Raw genomic sequence first — 21060 nt, 5'->3', positions numbered from 1 at the left:
CCGACAATGCTGTGGCTATAATCGGGCGCAAGTCATTACGCTGAATCCCTCATGCTGGATCTGATCAACCATGTCGTAAGAATTTCGGCCAGGCGCGACCGCACCGAAATCAATTCCGCCATGGTTGACGCCCTGATGGATCTGTTTTCGCCCCAGCGTCTGACCATCTATCGCTGCTATGCCGGAAAACGCAAGGCCGTCGTCTTCGCCTGTGCCGGTTACGGCCCGCAAGGGCAGTTCCTGCGCAATGCCTACCTGCCGGACCATCATTTCTGCCAGCCGATCGACCGCGACCCGCTGATCAAGCAATGCCACCGCGAATTGTCTGCCGTCCTGGACTACCTGGAAGATGGCACGCACCGGGTCATTTTCCCGGTGATCCGTCTGGACGAACCGATCTATTTCATCGACCTGCACCTGTCCGACGAATTCTCGGCCGACAAGCGCGTGACACTGATGGGCCTGATCGAATATTTCGGCAATCACATCGCCCTGCTCGACTACGGCGAGGCGGACACGCTGACCGGCCTGTCCAGCCGCAAGACCTTCGACAAGCACCTGTTCGAACTGCTCGGACAGGCGGCATCGGACGAAATCGTCGGCAACGAACAGCGTTTCGCACGTCGTGTCCTGGCACCGGACAGCAACCATTGGCTCGCGGTCTGCGACATCGACCATTTCAAGCTGATCAATGACAATTTCGGCCACCTGATCGGCGATGAAGTCCTGATCATGCTGTCGCAGGTGATGCGCCAGAGTTTCCGCTTCGACGACCAGCTATTCCGCTTTGGCGGCGAGGAATTCGTCGCCCTGCTGCAACCGACGGACCGCCAGTCGGCACTGGTCACGCTGGAACGCTTTCGCACGGCGGTCGAGCAAACCACCTTCAGCAGGATCGGCCACGTCACGGTCAGCATCGGCTTCAGCCGCCTGCTCACCAACGACACACCGACAGACGTCATCGAACGTGCCGACGAAGCCCTTTACTACGCCAAACGCAACGGCCGCAACCAGGTTGCATGCTACGAACAGTTGATCGAAGAAGGACGACTGGTGGCCCGGGAAATCACTCGCGGCGAAGTCGAACTGTTCTAGCTGCCGTGCCTTGCCGCACCAGTGTGCGCGAGCAGACTGGCTGCTGCCCGGATACGGTTTTCCATGCTGACCGCCGGATCGTTCATCACTGCCATCAGAAAACTGGCAGGGTCCGGAAAACCACCACCCGGCGCTGCGGGCACATCGCCACCGGACACGCAGGCTGGCACCTTTTCCGCTGTCAGCGTGGTCAGTGCACGCTGAAAATCGGCCGTCGTCATGCACTTGATCCCGGCCAGCATCTCCGCTTGACGTAGCGGATTCGGCGCCATTTCCAGCCCGGATTCCTCGACAAACATGCTGCCCATGCCCGGATCGATGAACGCCGACCAGCGGCCGGTCAGCGGATGCTGCAATGGCAGCGGTGCAGGCGTGATCTTTGCCGCATCGGGATGGAACCCGAGAAACTGCTCTGGCACATCGGCCAGGAAAACGCGTTTGAGTCCGGCGAGAAAAACCTGGAGCTGCGCGACCGGCTGCGGTTCGGCCAGCGCCAGCCACAAGGCGTAACCAGCCTCCCCCGAAACCGAAATTGCCGGGGCCGGCAACCCGAGAACTTCCTGGATATTGCCGTACAACCCGGCCACGGCCGGCCAGTCGGCCGCGCGGGCAAAACTCACGACCATCACCCGCGCCATGCCATCGGCGCTTGGCCAGGGCGCATCTTCAGTGCCTCGGGGTGATACCGGGAGGAAATAGAGCCGCTGTAATTCCCTGTTCAGTGCATTCATGGATCCCCCATCGTCCTCATTATTTTTGTCAGGCGAATTGCGCCGGCACAAATCAAATATCATTGCCGCTGCTCAGGTACTGTCATTTCCTGTTTTTTCAAGCGAGGCATTCCCCATCATGCGGGCAATCGGAAATTTTCTGTGGTTCATTCTTGGCGGCGTCATCATGGGGCTGTGCTGGTGGCTGGCCGGGCTCCTGGCCTTCGTCACCATCATCGGCATACCCTGGGGCAAGGCCTGTTTCGTCATTGGCCAGTTCACCTTTTTCCCTTTCGGCAAGGAAGCCATCAACCGCAAGGAACTGTCGAACCGTGACGACATCGGCACTGGCGGACTGGGCCTGCTCGGCAACATCATCTGGTTCATCCTTGCCGGACTGTGGCTGGCCATCGGCCACTTGCTCTCGGCAATCGCCTGCGCCATCACCATCATCGGCATCCCGTTCGCACTCCAGCATCTCAAGCTGGCCGGCATTGCCCTGGCACCAATCGGCAAGACCATCGTCAGCAAGGAAGTCGCCGCAGCCGCGCGGCGGAACAGCGCGGAGGAATCGGTCGCACGACTGCGCCAGGGTTCCTGAAAGCTTCCGCCCCGGCTCAGCCGGCCCTCGCCATGCGAGCCTTCGGCCCCGGCGGGTGCTTGATGAAATACTGGCGGATACCGCGCATCAATGCGTCAGCCATTTGCTCCTGGTAAGCCTCGTCCTTCAACCGGAGCTCCTCTTCCGGATTGGAGATGAACGCCGTCTCGATCAGTGCCGACGGAATGTCCGGCGCCTTGAGCACGGCAAACCCTGCCTGCTCGACATGTGCCTTGTGCAGGTGATTGATTGACCCGAGCTCGCCCAGCAGGTACTTGCCCAGCTTCAGACTGTCGTTGATGGTTGCCGTTTGCGACAGGTCGAGCAAGGTGCGCGCGAGAAAGACATCCTTGGTCGCGGCAATGTTCACGCCGCCAATCAGGTCGGCATTATTTTCCTTCTGCGCCAGCAGGCGGGCCTGGGTACTCGAAGCGCCCTTTTCGGACAGCACGAACACCGACGATCCACGCGCATCGGGCTTGATCCAGGCATCGGCGTGGATCGACAGGAAAAGATCCGACTGGATGCGCCTGGCTTTCTGGACACGGACATGCAGCGGCACGAAAAAATCGCCGTCGCGGGTCAATACTGCCCGCATGTTCGGCTCGGCATCGATGCGCGCCTTGAGGCGACGGGCGATGGCCAGCGTCACGTTCTTTTCATAGGTCCCACGCTTGCCGACCGCGCCGGGGTCTTCGCCACCATGGCCGGGGTCGAGCATGATGGTGACAAGCCGGTCGACCACTGCCTTGCCCGGCTTTTTTGCCGTCGCCGTATCCGGCGTGGCTGCAGGCTTCTGGGCCTGACCCGAAAGCTCCTGATCGAGCTTGAGCGGCTCGACTGCATCCTGACGACCTTCAAGCAGGGCCATCAACGGATCGGCCGGGTTTTCGGGATAAACGTCGAGGACCAGGCGATGGCCATACTCGGCGACCGGCGCCAGCGAGAAGACCTGGGGCTTGACCCGGGTTTTCAGTTCCATGACCAAGCGTACGACGCCCGGCTTGAAGCGCCCGGCACGCAGCAGCTTGATATTGGGATCGCTGTCGGCGACCTTGCCGGCCAGGCTCTCGAGCACGCTGTTGAACTCGACGCCTTCTATATCGACAACCAGGCGTTCCGGATTCTCGACGAGGAAGTGATTGAATTTCAGCGGCGCGTCGTGTTCGAGGGTGACCCGCGTGTAATCCTCGGCCGGCCAGATACGCACGGCAATGATGGCCGGACGGTTGGCGGCCAGGCCGGCGAGCGGCGTGACCGAGAGAACTAGCGCCGATCCGGCGTAGCGCAGGAGTTGCCGCCTTCCCGGATCGAGGTGAGTGTCCTTACGCATGACGCCCCCCTTTCGGACGAAGCTGCGAGCGCCGCAACACGCGCGGACCCGGCGTGCTGCAAGTGAATGCGGAGGTCTGGCGACGGAACGCAACCGGCCGCCTTGTCAGGCCATTCGACCAGACAGACCGATGCATCGTTGAAATATTCGCCAAAACCCGCATCGAGGAACTCCTCTGGTGACTCGAAGCGATAAAAATCAAAGTGATACAAGTATAAACTCGAAACTACGTAAACTTCAACCAAAGCATAGGTCGGACTTTTCACCGGCCCGGTGTGACCAAGCGCCCGGATCAGCGCCCGCGCCAGCGTGGTTTTACCCGCCCCAAGGTCGCCTTCAAGGAAGATCACCAGCCCGGGAGCGATCGCAACAGCCAGGTTTTCACCCAATAACTGGGTCGCGGCCTCATCGGGCAGATCGAAAACGGCGGTAACATCCGGGCTATGCATGATGGTGACTCCACGATGAACGGTACGGAACTCAAGGCGAGCATCCGCAGGATCGGCCAGGAACTGGGTTTTGCCGAAATCGGCGTGACCCGCGCCGACCCCGGGGCGGCCGTCGACGGCCTGCGCGCATGGTTGGCCGACGGCCTGCACGGGGAGATGGATTATATGGCGCGGCATCTCGAACTGCGCGCCAACCCGCAGCAATTGCAGCCGGGAACCATCACCGTGATCTCTGCTGCGGTCGACTACCTGCCGCATGCAAAAACCACCGAAGCGCCGGCGCAGGCTGCGATCTCCCGCTATGCCCAGGGCCGCGACTATCACAAGGTGGTACGCAGCCGCCTGCAGAAACTGGCCACCGCCATCGGCGAACTGGCCGGCCCGTTCGGCTACCGGGTGTTTTCCGATTCGGCGCCGGTGATGGAAGTCGAGTTTGCCCGCCAGGCCGGCCTCGGCTGGCGCGGCAAGCACACCTTGCTATTGTCGAAGCAGGGATCGTGGCGTTTTCTCGGCGAAATCTACTGCGACCTTCCGCTGCCACCCGACACCCCGATCGACGAGCACTGCGGCAGTTGCACCCGTTGCCTCAGCGCCTGCCCCACCGGCGCCATCATCGCCCCCTACAAGGTCGACGCGCGACGCTGCATTTCCTATCTGACGATCGAACTCGCCGGTGCCATTCCCGAAGAATTCCGGCCACTGCTCGGCAACCGTATCTACGGTTGCGACGACTGCCAGACCTGCTGCCCGTGGAATCGCTTCGCCCGCCTTGGCGACCGGGAATTCGCCCCGCGCCATGGTCTTGATTCTGCCAGCCTGATCGAACTGTTCGCGTGGAGCGAAGCGCAGTTCGACGAACGCCTGGCCGGCAACCCGATCCGCCGCATCGGCCACGAACGCTGGTTGCGCAACATCGCCGTCGCACTGGGCAACGGCCCGGCTACGGTCGACGCGCTGAATGCGCTGAAAATGCGCGCCGACCATCCATCGGCGCTGGTTCGCGAACATGTTTCCTGGGCGCTCAAGGCGCTGGGCGAAAGAAACTAGGTCGCAATCCAACCGGGTCATTCATCTCTGCTTCAGCTTCCTTTGCTTAAATTCGCCCTTGTCGTTTCGCCAAGGCCAGACCCATGAATGCATTCAACAAACGCGCAGCCCGGCGCATCGCGGCCATCAGCCTGCTGGTGGCCGTAGTTACCAGCCCGGTCATCTGGTTCATTTCGCGGGAAATCGCCGAAGAGGAAATGGTCGCGCTGGCCATGGAAGAATCGCGGCACATCCTGGCGCACATTGAATCCTTCGCCCGACCGGATGACGAACGCCTGATCCGGCAGGCCGGCGAGGCAGCACGGACAATTACCGGCGGCCTGTTCGACATCGCCGAGATCTACGATGCTTCAGGCCGCAAACTGGCGGAGTCGACAACGCCGGCCGGTGAAGCAATCGAACGGCTGCTGCCCAAGCATGGCCGGCCGCAATACACCGAAGCCAGTTATGAAAGCCTCGATCTGACCGAACATGGATGGGTGTTGCGGATTTTCGTGCCGCTGACCCCGCTTCCGGGCGCCACCAGCGCCGCACCATCAGGCTATTTCGAGGGTGTTCGCCTCGTTCCCGAATGGCAGCAGGCGCAATTGATGCAGGGCGCCTTCCTGATGGCACTGATTGCCGCCGGCGCCTCGCTGCTGTGCGGCCTGACCATCTATCCGTTCGTGGTCCAGTTGTCGGCCGACAATATCCGCAAGGCCAACGAACTGCTCGATTCCCATCTGTCGATGATGGAGGCGCTGGGCCGCGCCGTTGCCCGACGCGACTCGGACACCGGTGCCCACAACTACCGGGTGGCGTGGATTGCCGCCCGCATCGGCGAGTCGCTGGACCTCCCCGTACGCAGCATGCAGGCCCTGATCATCGGCAGCTTCTTGCACGATATCGGGAAAATCGGCATTCCCGATGCCATTCTCCTCAAGCCGGGACGACTCGACGATGAAGAAATGACGATCATGCGCACCCACGTCGACCAGGGGGAAGCCATCGTTACCGGCATCGCCTGGCTCGAGGAAGCCGCCGAGATCGTTTCCGGCCACCACGAAAAATGGGACGGCTCAGGCTATCCGCGAGGCCTGCGGGGCAGCGACATTCCCCTCGGGGCCCGCATCTTTGCCGTCGCCGACGTCTTCGATGCCCTGACCTCGAAGCGCCCGTACAAGGCGCCCATGGATTTTCCGCAAGCCATCGCCATCATTCAGCGCGATAGCGGCAGCCACTTCGATCCGGATATCACCCGGGCTTTCCTGGCCATCGCCGGCGAACTTCACGCCACCTTGAGCAGTTGCAGCGAAGCCGACTGCCGGCGCCTGCTCAACGACAAGCTCAAGGAACATTTTTTCCCCGGCAACTGACGATGCGGCCGGAAGTTCATTCTGCGGCGTCCCACAAATCCGTCGTTCCCAGCCCGGTCATCGGCGGATTGTCGCGGATGAACTGCTCGACCTCATCGGCCGGCAGGGGCTTGCTGATCAGGTAGCCCTGGATTTTCTCGCAACCAATGGACAGCAGGTATTTCAGCTGCGCCTCGGTCTCGACGCCTTCGGCAACGACATCAAGCCCGAGCTTGTGCGCGAGCAACACGGTCACGTCGCAGATATCGGCGTCGTTCTGATCGCTTTCGATATCCTTGACGAAGGAGCGGTCGATCTTCAGCGTACTGACCGGGAACAGCTTCAGATAGGCGAGCGAGGAATAGCCGGTACCGAAATCGTCGATGGCCAGCGACAGGCCGCAACCGGTCAGTTCGTTCATGGAAGCGATGGTCTGGTCCGGATCGGCCATCGACATCGACTCGGTCACTTCCAGCGCCATCATTTCGGGCGCCAGCCCGTACTGGCGCAACAATGCCTGGATGCGATCCGGCAGCGCACGGTTGAGAAACTGGCTGGCCGTCAGATTGACCGACATCCGCACATGCGCGATACCATGGCTTTGCCAGATGGCCAGTTGCCGGCAGGCATGCTCCAGGACCCAGTCGCCGATCGGCAGGATCAGACCTGTCTCCTCGGCGATCGGAATGAACTCCATCGGCGAGACCAGCCCACGCTCCGGATGCTGCCAGCGGATCAGGGCCTCGACCCCGACCACGCGACCGCTGCGCAGATCGAGTTGTGGCTGGTAATGCAGCAGGAACTGACGCTGCTCGATGGCCTTGCGCAGATCGGATTCGATGGCCAGCCGCTTGACCGCGGCGAGCTGGATCTCCGCCTTGAAGAACTGGTAGTTGCCGCGGCCACTCGCCTTGGCGTGATACATCGCGGCATCGGCCTTCTGCATCAGGTCCGTGCTTTCTTCAGCATCATCGGGATAGAGACAGATGCCGATACTGGCACTGCTGCGCAGGTCGTTGCCATCCAGCGAGTAGGGTTTGGCGACGACTGACAGGATCTTGTCGGCAACATGGGCGGCATCGGCCGGTGAATCGAGGTCGGACAGCACGACGACGAATTCATCGCCGCCCAGACGGGCCACCAGATCACTCTGGCGCACGGTATTACCCAGGCGCTGCGCCAGTTCAACCAGCAGCAGATCGCCGATCTGATGGCCGAGCGTGTCGTTGATCGTCTTGAAATTATCGAGATCGATCATCAGCAAGGCCACCTGCTTGCCATTGCGGGCGGCGAGCCCAAGCACCTGCGACAGCCTCTCATGCAGGCTGAAACGGTTGGCCAGCCCGGTCAGCTGGTCGTTGAACGCCAGCGCCTCGATTTTTTCCTCGGCCTTCTTGCGTTCGGTGATGTCGAAGTGCGTGCCGATGTAATGCGTGACCACGCCGGCGTCGTCCTTGACTGCCGAGATGGTCAGCCATTTCGGATAGATCTCGCCGTTCTTGCGCCGATCCCAGACTTCGCCTTGCCAGCTGCCATTCTCGATGATCGCCGCCCACATGTCGCGGTAGAAGGCGGCATCGTGGCGCCCCGACTTGAACATTCGCGGCGTCTGGCCAACGACTTCGTCGGCCCGGTAACCGGTGCTTTCGACAAAGGCCTGATTGACCCGGAGAATGATGCCGCGCGTGTCGGTGATCACCATGCCTTCCTGCGACTCGAAAGCCGCCGCCGCGATGCGCAGATCGACTTCGACCCGCTTGCGCTCGGTGATGTCGGTATACACCCAGATCGAAGCCGCTTCCAGCGCAGCATCCCGATCCAGTGGCCGCCCGGTCTGCATGACCCACATCGCTGTGCCGTCGCGGTGGTGCATTTCCGTTTCGAAATGGGCAAAACCATTGGCCGCCAGCAGCGGGTACCCAGCCTGGCCGGCCGCCTCGAAATGTTCCCGCGAACCGTAGAGGACCTCGGTGGTCTGGCCTTCCAGCTCATGCGGGCCGGCAAAACCGAACATCTCGGCGATACGCTGATTGCACTTGATGATCCGCCGATTGCGTAACAGCAGGATGCCGACGTGCGCGTTATCGAAAATCAGACGCTGCTCGTCGAGCAATTCGCGGATCCGGATATCCTTCTGCTTGCGTTCGGTAACGTCACGGACGATCGCCTGCAGGCATTCCTCGCCGGCGTAATCGATGCGATTTAGGCTGACCTCGACATCCAGCGGTGAACCGTCCTCGTACAGGTTGCGCCACTCGAAAACCACCGATTGGCCTTCGTGTGCCTTCTGCAGCATTTCCCGAAGCACTTCCTGCGACGGGCGACCGTTCGGCTGAAATTCAGGCGACGCGATCATCGGTGTCATGCCGACCAGCTTTTCCCGGGACATCTGATAGAGACTCTCGGCCCGCCGGTTGCAGTCGAGCACCACTTCGCCCTGCATGATGAATATCGCGTCATTGGCCTGTTCGAACAGCGTATGAAACCGTTCCTCGGTCTGCCGCAGGGAAAGCAAGGTGCTACTCAGTTCGCTTGTCCGCTCAGCCACCTGACGACGCAATATCCGGGTCCAGCCAAACAGCACGGAGATCAGCAGACACAGGCCGATCAGCGCATAGGCCATGGGTCGGGCATGGCGTTCCCACGGGCTGTCTTCCAGGCGCTCACCCAGCCAGCGACGTTCGATGGCGGCACGCTCGGCATCATCGATCCCGTAAAAACCCGTTTCGACGATTTCCAGAAGATCCTTACGCCCCTTGGCCACCGCCCGGTGAAACTCACCGACATACAGCGCGGGCGAATACATGAACTGATCGGGCGCACCTTCGCGCAGGAAAAAGTAATGAGCCGGTGGCTTGTCGATGCAGATGACCCGGACACTCAGCCGCACCGACGCCTTGACCAGCGACTCATAGCTGGGATAGCGCTTGAAGTCGCTGATACCTTTTGCCTTCAGATAATCAATGCAGGCGTCACCGTCCTTGACGCCGATGGTGAATCCCCGGGCCGACTCGGCATCGGCAATGCCGCTGATGCTTTCATGGAAGAAAAGCGATACCTCGATGGCGGCATAGGGTTTGGTGAAATCGTAGAGCTTCTCGCGGGCCTCGGTGCGGAAAACGGTATCGATGATATCGGCCTGGCCGCTGGCCATCGTCTCGAGCGCCCTGGCCCAGTCCATGGCCTGCAGATCCACGGCAATCCCGGTACGCTTTGCCCAGAGTTGCCAAAGCTCGGGGAGAATGCCCTGCACCGAGCCATCCGCCGCACGGAAAACGTAGGGCGGGTAATTGTCGTCCAGCACCACGCGCACCGATTTCGGCGGCGCTTCGGCCAATGCCGGCGCAACAGACAGGAGACATGCGCACAGCAAAAGCATGCGCCGGAGAAACAGTAACACTGGCATGAGCCGCAGGAAGGTGCCGGAAAAAGGCCACATTCTTAATGGGCTTTTACAAAAACTCCAGCACTCTTTTTCCTCCATGACGGCAGCAACCGGTGGAAAACATCCCGGTTGCCCCGATGGATGCGTAACCGAGTCGGTACCTGACTCAGCGCGCCACCGGCCGCTGCGGGTCAGCGCACCATTCACTCCACGAACCGCCGTACAGACGTGAACCTGACAGGCCGGCGATTTCCATCGCCAGGATATTGTGGCAGGCGGAAACGCCGGAGCCGCAGTAATGCACAACCGCTTCCGCACTTTCGCCGGCAAGGATATTCCGCCATTCGGCGGCAAGTTCGCTGGCCGGCTTGAAATGGCCGTCGACCGCCAGATTGTCACGGAAGAAGCGATTGACGGCGCCGGGGATATGCCCGCCCACCGGATCAATGGTTTCGTTCTCGCCACGGAAGCGGTCCGCGGCCCGTCCGTCAACCAGACGCATCGACGGCGCTTCGAGCATTTTCCGGACAAATTGCGCGTCGACCGCAAAATTGCGCTGCACCGGCACAAAAGCGCAGGGCGTCGGCTGCGGCAGCTCGGCGCTGACTGCACCGCCAGCTTCCAGCCAGGCCTGCCAGCCACCATCGAGCACGGCAACGGCCTCGTGACCGAGCCAGCGCAACAGCCACCACAGGCGCCCGGCAATCATGCCCTGGGCGTCGTCATAGACCACGACCTGGGTTTGCCGACCGATGCCGATGCTGCCCAGACGAGCCGCCAGTTGCTGCGGGTCAGGCAGCGGATGCCGCCCGTTGCTGCCGGTCATCGGCGCCGACAGATCGCGGTCACAGTGCAGGAAGAAGGCGCCGGGAATGTGTGCTTCGGCATAGCTGCGCTCGCCGTAACCGACATCGGCCAGCTGATGACGGACATCGATGACCAGCCAGTCCGGATGGCCGAGCTGCGCCTGCAGCAGTTCGGGGGCAACGACGGTGGTCTGACTCAATCCTCGGACTCCAGCCATTCATCCGCCTCGGCGGCATCATCGAAAACCTGGACATCGGCGTTGACGAAGGTCTGGGAGATCCACGCGCTCCAAGTCACCCACTCGCTGTCGGTGACGACGGCCACGCGGTTGAAATCGTTGGCATGGGCGCGCGAGAACTTCACTTCTTCCCAGGCGACGTCCAGCGTCAGCGTGCCCATCTTGCTCAGGTCGAAATAAAGATCGACCGGACCTTCAAACTTGATCTTGTAATTGACGACTTCCTCGAACTCCCGATAGTCCGCCAGCGTGAATTCGCCGAAGACGGAAACATTGACGCGGTGGGCCTTGTGGTCGATGACGATCATGGTTCTCTCCTTGTTGTTGCTGCCAGTTTAATCCTGCTCCACCGGGCTGGCACGCGAAAAATGCGTCGCTGCAATGCCTGACAGCACGATCAGGCCGATTGCCGCCCAGGCCGATGCCGGCAGCACCTCGCCCCAGAACAGCGCCCCGGCCAGGCTGGAAAAAATGACCGTGCTGTAGGCCAGCGTCGCCGACATCAAGGTTTTGCCACGCGAATAGGCACGTGTCATCGCCAGTTGCGCGAGCGTGGCAAAGCCGGCGACACCGAACAAAATCAGTCCGCTATCGCGGTCGACCGCATGAATTTCACTAAAAGCCAGCCAGACCACTGAACAGATCGTGGACACCAGGGCGAAATAGAACACCGTGCGGGTTTCCGGTTCGCCGCGCGCCCCCAGTTCGCGCACGCTGAAATAGGCCATGCCGGCAAGCACGCCCGAACCCAGGCCGACCAGACCGCCGAACAATTGCTCCGCCTGCAGCGTCGGCCGCAGCAACAGCACGACACCGGCCAGGCCGACGGCCAGCGCGCCGAGCATGCCGGTACGCATGCGCCAGCCGGCCAGTACCAGGTAGAGCGCGAGGAAGATCGCCGAGGTGTAATTGAGCGTCACCGCGGTTGCCAGCGGCAACAGTGTGATCGCGTAGAAATAGGAGAACAGCGCGACAAAGCCGACCAGCCCGCGGGTGATCTGCCAGCGCCAGTGCTCTGTCCGCAGCGACACGCCGCGCAGGCGGACCAGACCGTACATCAGCAGCAGCGAGATGAAACTGCGCCAGAAGGTGATCTCGACCGCCGAATGAGTCTCGGCAGCCAGCTTGACGCAGACGCCCATGCAGGCGAACAGGAAGCTGGCGGCGATCATCCACAGGGATTGCATGCAGTACTCGAAATGACAAGGGGCGCCGGATTTTACCCCGACGCCCCGGTCGACCGCAGAAATTGGCCCAAAACGCTCAGCGCGCTTCAATGTCCTTCTGCATGATCCGGCGGTAGAACTCGTGGAAGTGCTGCATGCCGTCTTCCATCGGGCTCTGGTACGGGCCGACCTCGTTCTTCCCTTCGGCCAGCAGCGCCTTGCGGCCGCGGTCCATGCGCTCGCCGATGTCGTCGTCCTCGATCGCCGTTTCCATGTAGGCGGCACGCTCGGCTTCGATGAATTCGCGCTCGAAATCGACGATTTCCTCGGGATAGTAGAACTCGACGACGTTCATCGTCTTGTCCGGCCCCTGCGGGATCAGCGTCGACACGACCAGCACGTGCGGATACCACTCGACCATGATGTTCGGGTAGTAGGTCAGCCAGATCGCGCCTTGCGGCGGCGTCTCGCCGCGGTCACCGTAGTACTCGCGGACGACCTTCTGCCAGCGGTTGTAGGCACTGGACGAAGAATCCTTCATCAGCGACGTGATGCCGACCTTCTGCACCGAGTACCAGTCACCGAATTGCCACGTCAGGTCGTCACAGGTAACGAAATTGCCGAGACCCGGGTGATAGGGCACGACGTGGTAATCCTCCAGATAGACCTCGATGAAGGTCTTCCAGTTGTAATTGCACTCGTGCATCTCGACGTGGTCGAGCTTGTAGCCGGTGAAATCGAGGTCGCGGGCGACGTTCATGCCGCCAAGATCAGCATTGGCCGAACGCGGACCCTTGAAGAGCAGGCCGTTCCAGTTTTCCAGCCTGGCCTTGTCGAGGTTCAGGCAGGGATTCTGCGGAAAATGCGGCGCGCCGATCAGTTCACCCGACTGTTCGTAAGTCCAGCGATGGATCGGACAGACCACCGGCCCTTCGAGCTTGCCCGAGCCTTGCAGCATGATCGCCTGACGATGGCGGCAGACGTTCGACATCTGCCAGATGCCGGCATTCGGCCCGACCTGGCCGCCGTTGAGCAGCATCTGGCCATGGTCCTTCCATTCCTGCGTGCGAAAATCACCCGCTTCCGGCACCATCAACTGGTGACCGACATAGCCCGGACCGGCATCGAAGATGAGTTTTTTCTCCAGTGCATGAATCCGTTCATCGAAATACCAGTTCACCGGCAGTTGGGAAACTGCGGGCGCCAACCGGGACGACGTCGCCATGTCGGACATTCCAAGGCTCCAGCGGGTTAAAGGGGTCAAATTTTACCCCGAATTTGACCGCAATGCCCCGAATGGAGTATTTTCACGCGTTTCCCCGAACCCGAATGCCATGGACCAGACTCCGATCGCCGACATGAAATTCGAGACAGCATTGGCCGAACTTGAAGCCATTGTCTCCGGCATGGAAGGCGGCCAGCTTGAACTCGACGCCTCGATTGCCGCCCATCAGCGCGGCATGGCCCTGATCAGGCATTGCCAGCAACAACTGACCCATGCCGAGGAACAGATCCGCATGCTCGAAAATGGCGAATTCAAGGAAGTCGACCGCAACACGCTGGAGGCTCAGTGAGCGTTCCCTTTGCTGACTGGATGGCCGCCACCCAGGCCCGTACCGAGGCCGCCCTGGCCCACCACCTGCCCGGCAGCGACTGTATCCCGCACCGCCTGCACGACGCCATGCGCTATGCAACGCTCGGTGGCGGCAAGCGCGTGCGTCCGCTGCTGGCTTTCGCCGCCGGCGAACTGACCGGCGCCACCCCGGAAAAACTCGACATCGTCGCCTGTGCCGTCGAATTGATCCACGCCTATTCGCTGGTACACGACGACCTGCCGTGCATGGACGACGACGTGCTGCGCCGCGGCCGGCCGACCTGCCACGTCGAATACGACGAACCGACCGCGCTGCTGGTCGGCGACAGCCTGCAGACGCTGGCCTTCGAACTGCTGGCAAGCCATCCGCTCGGCGACCGGCAACTGGAAATGATCGCGCTGCTCGCCCATGCCAGCGGCTCACGCGGCATGGCCGGCGGCCAGGCGATCGACCTCGCGTCGGTCGGCACACCGCTGGAGCAGCCGCAACTGGAATTGATGCACGCGCTGAAGACCGGCGCCCTGATCCGCGCCGCCGTACTCCTCGGCGCGCTGGCCGGGCAGCCACTGTCGGCCGACGAACGCAGCCACCTCGACCGTTTCGCCAAGCGCGCCGGCCTGCTCTTCCAGGTCGTCGACGACATTCTCGACTGCACCGCCAGCACCGCCACGCTGGGCAAGACCGCCGGCAAGGACGAAGCCGCCGACAAGCCGACCTATGTTGCGCTGCTCGGCCTGGAGGGTGCCCGCAGCTACGCCGAGGAACTGCGAACCGAAGCCCTGGCTGCGCTGTCTCTATTCGGCGAACGTGCCGATCGACTTACCCGGCTGGCCGATTTCATCTGCCACCGGCAATTCTGAAAATGACCGCAGTGTCCAAACACGCCCTGCTTGAAAGCATCAACAGTCCGGCCGAACTACGCGCCCTGGAGCGCAAGCAGCTCGCCCAACTGGCCAGCGAACTAAGGGATTTCCTGATCGAATCGGTGTCGCAGACCGGCGGCCACCTGTCGTCCAATCTCGGCACCGTCGAACTGACGATCGCCCTGCATGCCGTCTTCGACACGCCCACCGACCGCTTGGTCTGGGACGTCGGCCACCAGTGCTACCCGCACAAGATCCTGACCGGTCGCCGCCAAGGCATGGAGAAGCTGCGCATGCGCGGTGGCATCGCCGGTTTTCCCAAGCGTTGCGAAAGCGAATACGACACCTTCGGCGTCGGTCATTCGTCGACCTCGATCTCGGCCGCGCTGGGCATGGCCCACGCCGCCCGGCTCAAAGGCGAGGCGCGCAAGGTCGTGGCCATCATCGGCGACGGCGCAATGTCAGCCGGCATGGCTTTCGAGGCGATGAACAACGCCGGCGTCGGCGATGCCGACATGCTGGTCATCCTCAACGACAACGAGATGTCGATCTCGCCGCCGGTCGGCGCGCTAAACAACATCCTGACCCGGCTGACCTCGAGCAAGACCTACAACGCGGCCCGCGAAGCCGGCCGGCACATGCTCGGCTTCGCCCCGCCGCTGCTCGAACTGGCGCGCCGCGCCGAAGAGCACGTCAAAGGCATGATCGCCCCGGGCACGCTGTTCGAGGAATTCGGCTTCCATTACTACGGCCCGATCGACGGTCACGACCTCGACGCGCTGATCCCGACGCTGGAAAACCTGAAGAAGCTCAAGGGCCCGAAGTTCCTGCACGTGATCACGAAGAAGGGCCAGGGCTACAAGCTGGCCGAGAGCGATCCCATCCTTTACCACGGCGTCGGCAAGTTTGCCGCCTGCGATGGCATCCAGTCCGCCAAGGGCCCCGGCAAGCTGACCTATACCCAGGTCTTCGGCGACTGGCTGTGCGACATGGCGGCCGCCGACTCCCGCCTGATCGGCATCACCCCGGCGATGCGCGAAGGGTCCGGCATGGTCCGCTTCGCCAACGAGTTCGCCGACCGCTACTACGATGTCGGCATCGCCGAACAGCATGCCGTCACCTTTGCCGCCGGCATGGCCTGCGAAGGGCTGAAACCGGTCGTCGCCATCTATTCGACCTTCCTGCAGCGCGCCTACGACCAGTTGATCCATGACGTCGCGCTGCAGAACCTGCCGGTGGTTTTCGCCGTCGATCGCGGCGGCCTGGTGGGCGCCGACGGCCCGACCCACCACGGCACCTTCGACCTGTCGTTTGCCGCCTGCATCCCGAACCTGGTGGTGATGGCACCGGCCGACGAAGCCGAATGCCGGCAACTGCTGTCGACCGCCTTCGCCCACGACGGACCGAGTCTGGTCCGCTACCCGCGCGGTGCCGGCACCGGTGTCGTGCCGTCAGCCGCGCTCGATACGCTGCCGCTGGGCAAGGGCGAAATCCGCCGCCAGGGCCAGGGCGTGGCGCTGCTCGCCTTCGGCAGTCTGGTTGCCGCAGCCGTCGCCGCCGGCGACGAACTCGACGCGACGGTCGCCAACATGCGCTTCGTCAAACCGCTCGACGTCGAGCTGATTGTCGAACTGGCCGGGAACCATTCCCTGCTGGTCAGCATCGAAGAGAATGCCGTGATTGGTGGTGCCGGCTCGGAAATCGAGCGGGTACTCAACGAACGCGGGTTGAACGTGGCCGTGCTGCGTCTCGGCCTGCCGGATCGCTTCGTCGATCATGGCGAACAGGGTCAGCTCCTCGCCGAGCTCGGCCTCGACAAGGACGGCATCGTGCGCAGCGTGCGCGAACGCCTGGCCAATTCATAACCCGACAGAACAGCCCAATGACCTCTACCTCAATTCCCGACGTCCAGAATTCGGCCGACACGCGCCAGATCGCCATCAACAAGGTCGGCATCAAGTCGATCCGCCACCCCGTGAAAGTTGGCGACAAGGCCGCCGGCATCCAGCACACCATCGCCGTCTTCAACATGTACGTCGGCCTGCCGCACAACTTCAAGGGCACGCACATGTCGCGCTTCGTGGAGATCCTGAACAGCCACGAACGCGAAATCTCGGTCGAAAACTTCCCGGCCATGCTCCAGGACATGATCGTCAAGCTCGAAGCCGAAACCGGCCACATCGAGATGAATTTCCCGTACTTCATCAACAAGACGGCGCCGGTATCCGGCGTGCAGAGCCTGATGGACTACGACGTCACTTTCATCGGCGACATCAGCAACGGCGAGATCGTCACCTCGACCAGGGTCGTCGTCCCGGTCACCAGCCTGTGCCCCTGCTCGAAGAAGATTTCCGAGCGCGGCGCCCACAACCAGCGCTCGCACGTCACCGTCACCGCCCGCACCAACGATTTCGTCTGGATCGAGGAACTGGTCCAGCTGGTCGAAGCCGAAGCCTCGTGCGAACTGTTCGGCCTGTTGAAGCGTCCGGACGAAAAGTACGTCACCGAGCGTGCCTACGACAATCCGAAGTTCGTCGAGGATATGGTCCGCGACGTCGCCGCCCGCCTCAATGCCGAAGCACGCGTCGATGCCTACGTGGTCGAATCGGAAAACTTCGAGTCGATCCACAACCACTCGGCGTATGCCCTGATCGAACGCGACAAGAAAAACGGCTGATTCTTGCGGTCGACCGCAGAATTCATCAAAAAAAGGAGGCTGCGGCCTCTTTTTTGTTGCCTGACATTTCTGCCAGACGAAAAAAAGGGGCCGAAGCCCCTTTTCCTGTCCTGCAGCAAACCGTCGATCAGGCAGAAACCTTCTTCGCCGGCAGCTTTTCCTTGATCCGTGCAGACTTGCCCGAACGATCGCGCAGGTAGTACAGCTTGGCGCGACGCACATCACCACGACGCTTGACTTCGATCGAAGCGACCAGCGGCGAGTAGGTCTGGAAGGTACGCTCGACGCCTTCACCGGACGAAATCTTGCGCACGGTGAAGCCGGAATTCAGGCCACGATTGCGCTTGGCGATGACGACGCCTTCGTAAGCCTGCAGACGCTCGCGATTGCCTTCCTTGACCTTGACCTGAACGACAACGGTGTCGCCCGGTGCGAAGTCGGGAATGGTCTTGCCCAGGCGGGCAATTTCTTCTTGTTCCAGCTGTTGAATCAGGTTCATGTGAGATCCTTTTTATAAAACATTACTCACCGCATTGCTCCGCTCCGGAAATTTCCGTGAGGAGTTGCGTTTCTTCCGCGGTCAAGCTGCGGTGCGCCAGCAAATCCGGGCGGCGCTTCCGGGTTCGCACCAGCGACTGTTGCAGTCGCCAGCGACGAATTTTCTTGTGATCGCCGGACATCAACACCGCCGGCACCGCCACGCCCTGATAAACCTCCGGGCGGGTGTAGTGCGGGCAATCCAGCAAACCACCGACAAACGAATCTTCCACCGCCGAAGCGGCATCACCAAGTACGCCCGGCAACTGACGGACGACGGCATCGATCAACACCATCGCCGGCAACTCGCCGCCGGACAACACAAAATCCCCGATCGAAATTTCCTCATCGACACAGCGCTCGATCAGACGCTCGTCAATGCCTTCATAGCGGCCGCACAGCAGGACAATACCTTCGCCTGCAGTCGCCAGCCGCATCACCCGCTCATGCGTGAGTGGCGCGCCCTGCGGCGACAGATAGATGACCCGGCTGCTCGCCAGACCCGCTTCCCGCTGCCGCGCCTTCGCTGCGGCAATCGCGCTTTCCAGCGGCGCTGGCTGCATCACCATGCCCGGCCCGCCGCCAAAGGGGCGGTCATCAACCCGCCGCCAGGCATTTTCGGCGAAATCGCGAGGATTCCAGCCGGCCCATGCCCAGTGCCCTTCTTCCAGCGCCCGCCGGGTAATGCCACTCTGCGTCACGGCAGCGAACATCTCCGGGAAGATGGTCACGCAGTCGAACCGGATCACCAGTCCAGACCCCACTCCACGCGAATCAGGCCCGCCGCCTTGTCAACCGACAGCACCACGGCGTCGACAAAAGGCAACAGCCGCTCATTACCGCTTTCATCAGCGACGCGCAAAACATCATTGGCACCGGTCTCGATCAATCCCGAAACCTGGCCAAGCTTTTCGCCTGCCGCATTCACCACTGCCAGGCCGATCAGATCGCCCCAGTAATACTCATCGTCAGCGGTCGCCGGCAACATTTCGCGTGGCGCACCGACCAACATGCCTTTCAGGGCTTCGGCAGCAGTCCGGTCAGGCACGTCGTCCAGCAGGACAACCACACCATCACCATGAACCTTCAGTTCGCTGACCCTGACTTCACGCCACGGGCCACCTTCCTTGCCGATCCACCAGACCGGCATTTCCGCCCATGCCATGGGATCATCCCCATAGGCATGCAACTTGAGCCAGCCCCGAATCCCGTAAGGGTCAGCCAGGCGACCCAGAACGACGATATCGTTGCCGGTCAAAGCCAGAAACGACTCAGGCAGCTTGCTGGGCAGCGTGTTGCTTGACCAGGCGGGCAACCGTCGGCGACAACTGGGCGCCATTGCTCTGCCAGTAGGCCAGACGATCCACGGAAACACGCAGGGCTTCAGCATTGCCGGAGGCAACCGGGTTGTAGAAGCCGATGCGCTCAACGAAACGGCCGTCACGACGGTTACGGGAATCGGTAACAACCATGTTGTAGAACGGGCGCTTCTTGGCGCCACCACGGGCAAGACGGATAACAACCATTGGGATACTTTCGTTAGCTGGGAAAAAGACGCGAGATTATATCTTTAAAACGATAAAAAACAAGCCACTTACCCAGCTTCTTTCGCCAGGAGCGTGCCGGGAAGACCCGACAATAGGGCGAAATGCTTTTTTTTGCTATCCTTCAGAAACCATGGTCAAAACCCCACAAAACGGCATCGCCCAGCCCGCCGAAGGCAGCATCAAGAGCATTCTGGAGTGGCTGGCGCTGGCGCATGGCCGCTCCACGCCTGAAGATTCCGAGGAGCTGCTGCGCCAGGTCCTCTACCTGCGCGAAGCCCCGGTTTCCACGACACAGCGAGTCAAGTTGCTTGATCTGCTCTATGCGCACACCGAAGAAGTCGTGCGTATCGAGCTGCCCCGGCTCAACGAACTGTCACTGCCGATCTCGCGCAAGACCCGGCAGCGGGTCCGCCTGATCCTGGAGCTTCTGGAAACGCTGACTCAGGATTATTTCAACACCCTGGCCGCCCTCTACGACCCACAAGGCAACACCCTCGGCAGCACCCCGCAAACCTCCCTGCGCCGTGCCATGCTGTCAATCGCCTGGCAGATCCGCATCCACCACCTGATCGCATCCCCGCCCCGCCCCGGACTTTGGCAACAACTCCACGCCGCCTTTCGCACCGCCCGCCGGCTCGGTGTCGAACATCTCGACGGCCCGAGGGAAACGGCCAGCATCCAGCGCCTGTACACCAACATCCTGCTGACAGCGATTGCCCAGCCGGCATCCTTCTCCTCGGATGAACTGGAGTTCATCAATACCCTGGTCGAACAAAGCGGACACAGCATCGCGCTCAGCGAATCGATGATCGAACCGCTCGACAACGCGTTCTGGATCGATCTCGACCGGGACTTCCCGGCGCACGCCCTGGTTCGCCGCACGCCGGGAAGCGACATCCAGCCACTGTATTTTTCCTGCGCCGACATGGCCCGATACGTTGTGGAAACCTATCGTGCGCTCGCCGCCGGCAGCACGCCGGCCGCCCTGTCGCTGCCTGATTTTGCCAGCACCCGCGCCGGCCAGGGCGTACTCAAACGGCTGGAGAAACTCTGGGGACATCCGGCGAAGCGACGCTTCACCCGCCGTCGCCAGTCCTACCGTGCCCACCTGTGTTCCGGACTGGACACGCTGTGCCGACTGCTGCAGCACCCGGAAACAGATGCCAGCCTCAGCGAATGGATGGTGACCAACGAAAGCCCGGATGGCTTCGCCTTGATGCACATGACCGGCAACACCACCCAGTTGCGGGTTGGCGACATCGTCGCCATCCAGCCACAAGGCGAGCTGAAGTCCCTCGACAAGCACTGGCACGTCTGCATCATCCGCTGGGCAATCTCGGAAAATCCGGAACATGTCGAAGTCGGGCTGCAACTGCTTGCATCGCGTGCGATCGTCGCGCAGGTCGCCCAGCCTTACAAACTTGGCGCAGAACGTGTCGCCGCCCTGATCCTCCCGGAAACGCCACCACTGCGCACCACCCAGTCACTGGTCGTGCCTCCCGGGCTGCTGACGACAAGCAGTCGGCGCGTCGTCCTGCTGATCGAACAGGACAACCTGGCCATTCGAGAAATCCGGACAACCGGAATGGATGAACAGACCAGCTCGGTGGAAATCTTCTCGGTCCGCCCTGAGGATGAGGACTGACAGGGCGCTGACGCCAGGACGTATAATCCCG

21 protein-coding genes are annotated in these 21060 nt (G+C 61.7%); 9 read left to right on the top strand and 12 right to left on the bottom strand.

Going from position 1 to position 21060, the window contains the following annotated elements:
• Positions 1–51: 51 nt before the first annotated feature.
• Positions 52–1095 (top strand): GGDEF domain-containing protein, encoded by a 1044-nt coding sequence (locus BJN45_RS10790; RefSeq protein ID WP_076095046.1) that lies wholly within the window; start codon positions 52–54, stop codon positions 1093–1095.
• On the opposite strand, the gene BJN45_RS10785 is transcribed toward BJN45_RS10790, so the two are convergent.
• Positions 1092–1715 carry a hypothetical protein gene (locus BJN45_RS10785; RefSeq protein ID WP_139326335.1) on the bottom strand — a complete coding sequence of 208 codons (624 nt, stop codon included), beginning with the start codon at positions 1713–1715 and terminating at the stop codon, positions 1092–1094. The genes BJN45_RS10790 and BJN45_RS10785 overlap by 4 nt on opposite strands.
• A 229-nt stretch (positions 1716–1944) precedes the next feature.
• On the opposite strand from BJN45_RS10785, the gene BJN45_RS10780 reads away from it, so the two are divergent.
• Positions 1945–2406, top strand: a complete 462-nt coding sequence (locus BJN45_RS10780; protein ID WP_076095043.1) for a YccF domain-containing protein — start codon at positions 1945–1947, stop codon at positions 2404–2406.
• A 16-nt stretch (positions 2407–2422) separates the two neighbouring features.
• Here BJN45_RS10780 and BJN45_RS10775 read toward each other — a convergent pair whose 3' ends face one another.
• Positions 2423–3739, bottom strand: a complete 1317-nt coding sequence (locus BJN45_RS10775) for an N-acetylmuramoyl-L-alanine amidase (RefSeq protein ID WP_076095041.1) — start codon at positions 3737–3739, stop codon at positions 2423–2425.
• Positions 3673–4188, bottom strand: coding sequence for a tRNA (adenosine(37)-N6)-threonylcarbamoyltransferase complex ATPase subunit type 1 TsaE (gene tsaE, locus BJN45_RS10770; RefSeq protein WP_076095295.1), 516 nt, complete (start codon positions 4186–4188; stop codon positions 3673–3675). Before tsaE ends, BJN45_RS10775 begins: the two co-directional genes overlap by 67 nt.
• A gap of 15 nt (positions 4189–4203) precedes the next feature.
• Here tsaE and queG point away from each other — a divergent pair, with 15 nt between their 5' ends.
• Positions 4204–5235: a tRNA epoxyqueuosine(34) reductase QueG gene (gene queG, locus BJN45_RS10765; protein WP_240494548.1), complete on the top strand. Its 1032-nt coding sequence runs from the start codon at positions 4204–4206 to the stop codon at positions 5233–5235.
• A gap of 83 nt (positions 5236–5318) precedes the next feature.
• Positions 5319–6590, top strand: a complete 1272-nt coding sequence (locus BJN45_RS10760; protein ID WP_076095037.1) for an HD-GYP domain-containing protein — start codon at positions 5319–5321, stop codon at positions 6588–6590.
• 16 nt (positions 6591–6606) lie between these two features.
• On the opposite strand, the gene BJN45_RS10755 is transcribed toward BJN45_RS10760, so the two are convergent.
• The 5 genes from BJN45_RS10755 to BJN45_RS10735 form a co-directional block, all read right to left on the bottom strand.
• Positions 6607–9906, bottom strand: a complete 3300-nt coding sequence (locus BJN45_RS10755; protein WP_170873073.1) for an EAL domain-containing protein — start codon at positions 9904–9906, stop codon at positions 6607–6609.
• Between the two features lie 214 nt (positions 9907–10120).
• Positions 10121–10960, bottom strand: a complete 840-nt coding sequence (locus BJN45_RS10750; protein ID WP_240494547.1) for a sulfurtransferase — start codon at positions 10958–10960, stop codon at positions 10121–10123.
• Positions 10957–11307 carry an STAS/SEC14 domain-containing protein gene (locus BJN45_RS10745; RefSeq protein WP_076095031.1) on the bottom strand — a complete coding sequence of 117 codons (351 nt, stop codon included), beginning with the start codon at positions 11305–11307 and terminating at the stop codon, positions 10957–10959. Before BJN45_RS10745 ends, BJN45_RS10750 begins: the two co-directional genes overlap by 4 nt.
• Positions 11308–11334: 27 nt before the next feature.
• The gene (locus tag BJN45_RS10740) at positions 11335–12186 is read right to left on the bottom strand and encodes a DMT family transporter (RefSeq protein WP_076095030.1); all 852 of its coding nucleotides are present in this window, start codon (positions 12184–12186) and stop codon (positions 11335–11337) included.
• A gap of 76 nt (positions 12187–12262) precedes the next feature.
• A complete protein-coding gene (locus BJN45_RS10735) occupies positions 12263–13399 on the bottom strand; it encodes an aromatic ring-hydroxylating oxygenase subunit alpha (RefSeq protein ID WP_076095028.1) in 1137 nt (378 codons plus the stop codon).
• A gap of 100 nt (positions 13400–13499) precedes the next feature.
• Between BJN45_RS10735 and xseB the strand changes: the two genes are divergently transcribed.
• Genes xseB through folE2 form a run of 4 tightly spaced genes read left to right on the top strand, consistent with a single transcriptional unit; the run spans position 13500 to position 17300 of the window.
• Positions 13500–13739 (top strand): exodeoxyribonuclease VII small subunit, encoded by a 240-nt coding sequence (gene xseB / locus BJN45_RS10730; RefSeq protein ID WP_076095026.1) that lies wholly within the window; start codon positions 13500–13502, stop codon positions 13737–13739.
• Between the two features lie 20 nt (positions 13740–13759).
• The gene (locus BJN45_RS10725; protein WP_076095293.1) at positions 13760–14620 is read left to right on the top strand and encodes a polyprenyl synthetase family protein; all 861 of its coding nucleotides are present in this window, start codon (positions 13760–13762) and stop codon (positions 14618–14620) included.
• 2 nt (positions 14621–14622) lie between these two features.
• Positions 14623–16488, top strand: coding sequence for a 1-deoxy-D-xylulose-5-phosphate synthase (gene dxs, locus BJN45_RS10720; RefSeq protein ID WP_430793422.1), 1866 nt, complete (start codon positions 14623–14625; stop codon positions 16486–16488).
• Between the two features lie 17 nt (positions 16489–16505).
• Positions 16506–17300 (top strand): GTP cyclohydrolase FolE2, encoded by a 795-nt coding sequence (gene folE2 / locus BJN45_RS10715; protein ID WP_076095024.1) that lies wholly within the window; start codon positions 16506–16508, stop codon positions 17298–17300.
• A 127-nt stretch (positions 17301–17427) separates the two neighbouring features.
• On the opposite strand, the gene rplS is transcribed toward folE2, so the two are convergent.
• The 4 genes from rplS to rpsP are packed head-to-tail and all read right to left on the bottom strand — an operon-like array spanning position 17428 to position 19363.
• On the bottom strand, positions 17428–17799 hold the full coding sequence (gene rplS, locus BJN45_RS10710; RefSeq protein ID WP_076095022.1) for a 50S ribosomal protein L19: 372 nt from the start codon (positions 17797–17799) through the stop codon (positions 17428–17430).
• A gap of 22 nt (positions 17800–17821) precedes the next feature.
• Positions 17822–18586 (bottom strand): tRNA (guanosine(37)-N1)-methyltransferase TrmD, encoded by a 765-nt coding sequence (trmD, locus tag BJN45_RS10705; RefSeq protein ID WP_276205213.1) that lies wholly within the window; start codon positions 18584–18586, stop codon positions 17822–17824.
• Positions 18583–19080, bottom strand: a complete 498-nt coding sequence (gene rimM / locus BJN45_RS10700) for a ribosome maturation factor RimM (RefSeq protein ID WP_076095290.1) — start codon at positions 19078–19080, stop codon at positions 18583–18585. Before rimM ends, trmD begins: the two co-directional genes overlap by 4 nt.
• A gap of 28 nt (positions 19081–19108) precedes the next feature.
• Entirely contained in the window at positions 19109–19363 is a 255-nt protein-coding gene (rpsP, locus tag BJN45_RS10695) for a 30S ribosomal protein S16 (protein WP_011288794.1), read from the bottom strand.
• A gap of 151 nt (positions 19364–19514) precedes the next feature.
• On the opposite strand from rpsP, the gene BJN45_RS10690 reads away from it, so the two are divergent.
• The gene (locus tag BJN45_RS10690) at positions 19515–21029 is read left to right on the top strand and encodes a hypothetical protein (RefSeq protein ID WP_076095020.1); all 1515 of its coding nucleotides are present in this window, start codon (positions 19515–19517) and stop codon (positions 21027–21029) included.
• The last annotated feature ends 31 nt before the right edge of the window (positions 21030–21060 follow it).

The sequence above is a fragment of the Azonexus hydrophilus genome, from assembly GCF_001956855.1.
Classification (GTDB): domain Bacteria; phylum Pseudomonadota; class Gammaproteobacteria; order Burkholderiales; family Rhodocyclaceae; genus Azonexus; species Azonexus hydrophilus_A.
Note: the sequence above shows the minus strand (reverse complement) of the source record. Positions and strands in the feature narration are given on the sequence as shown.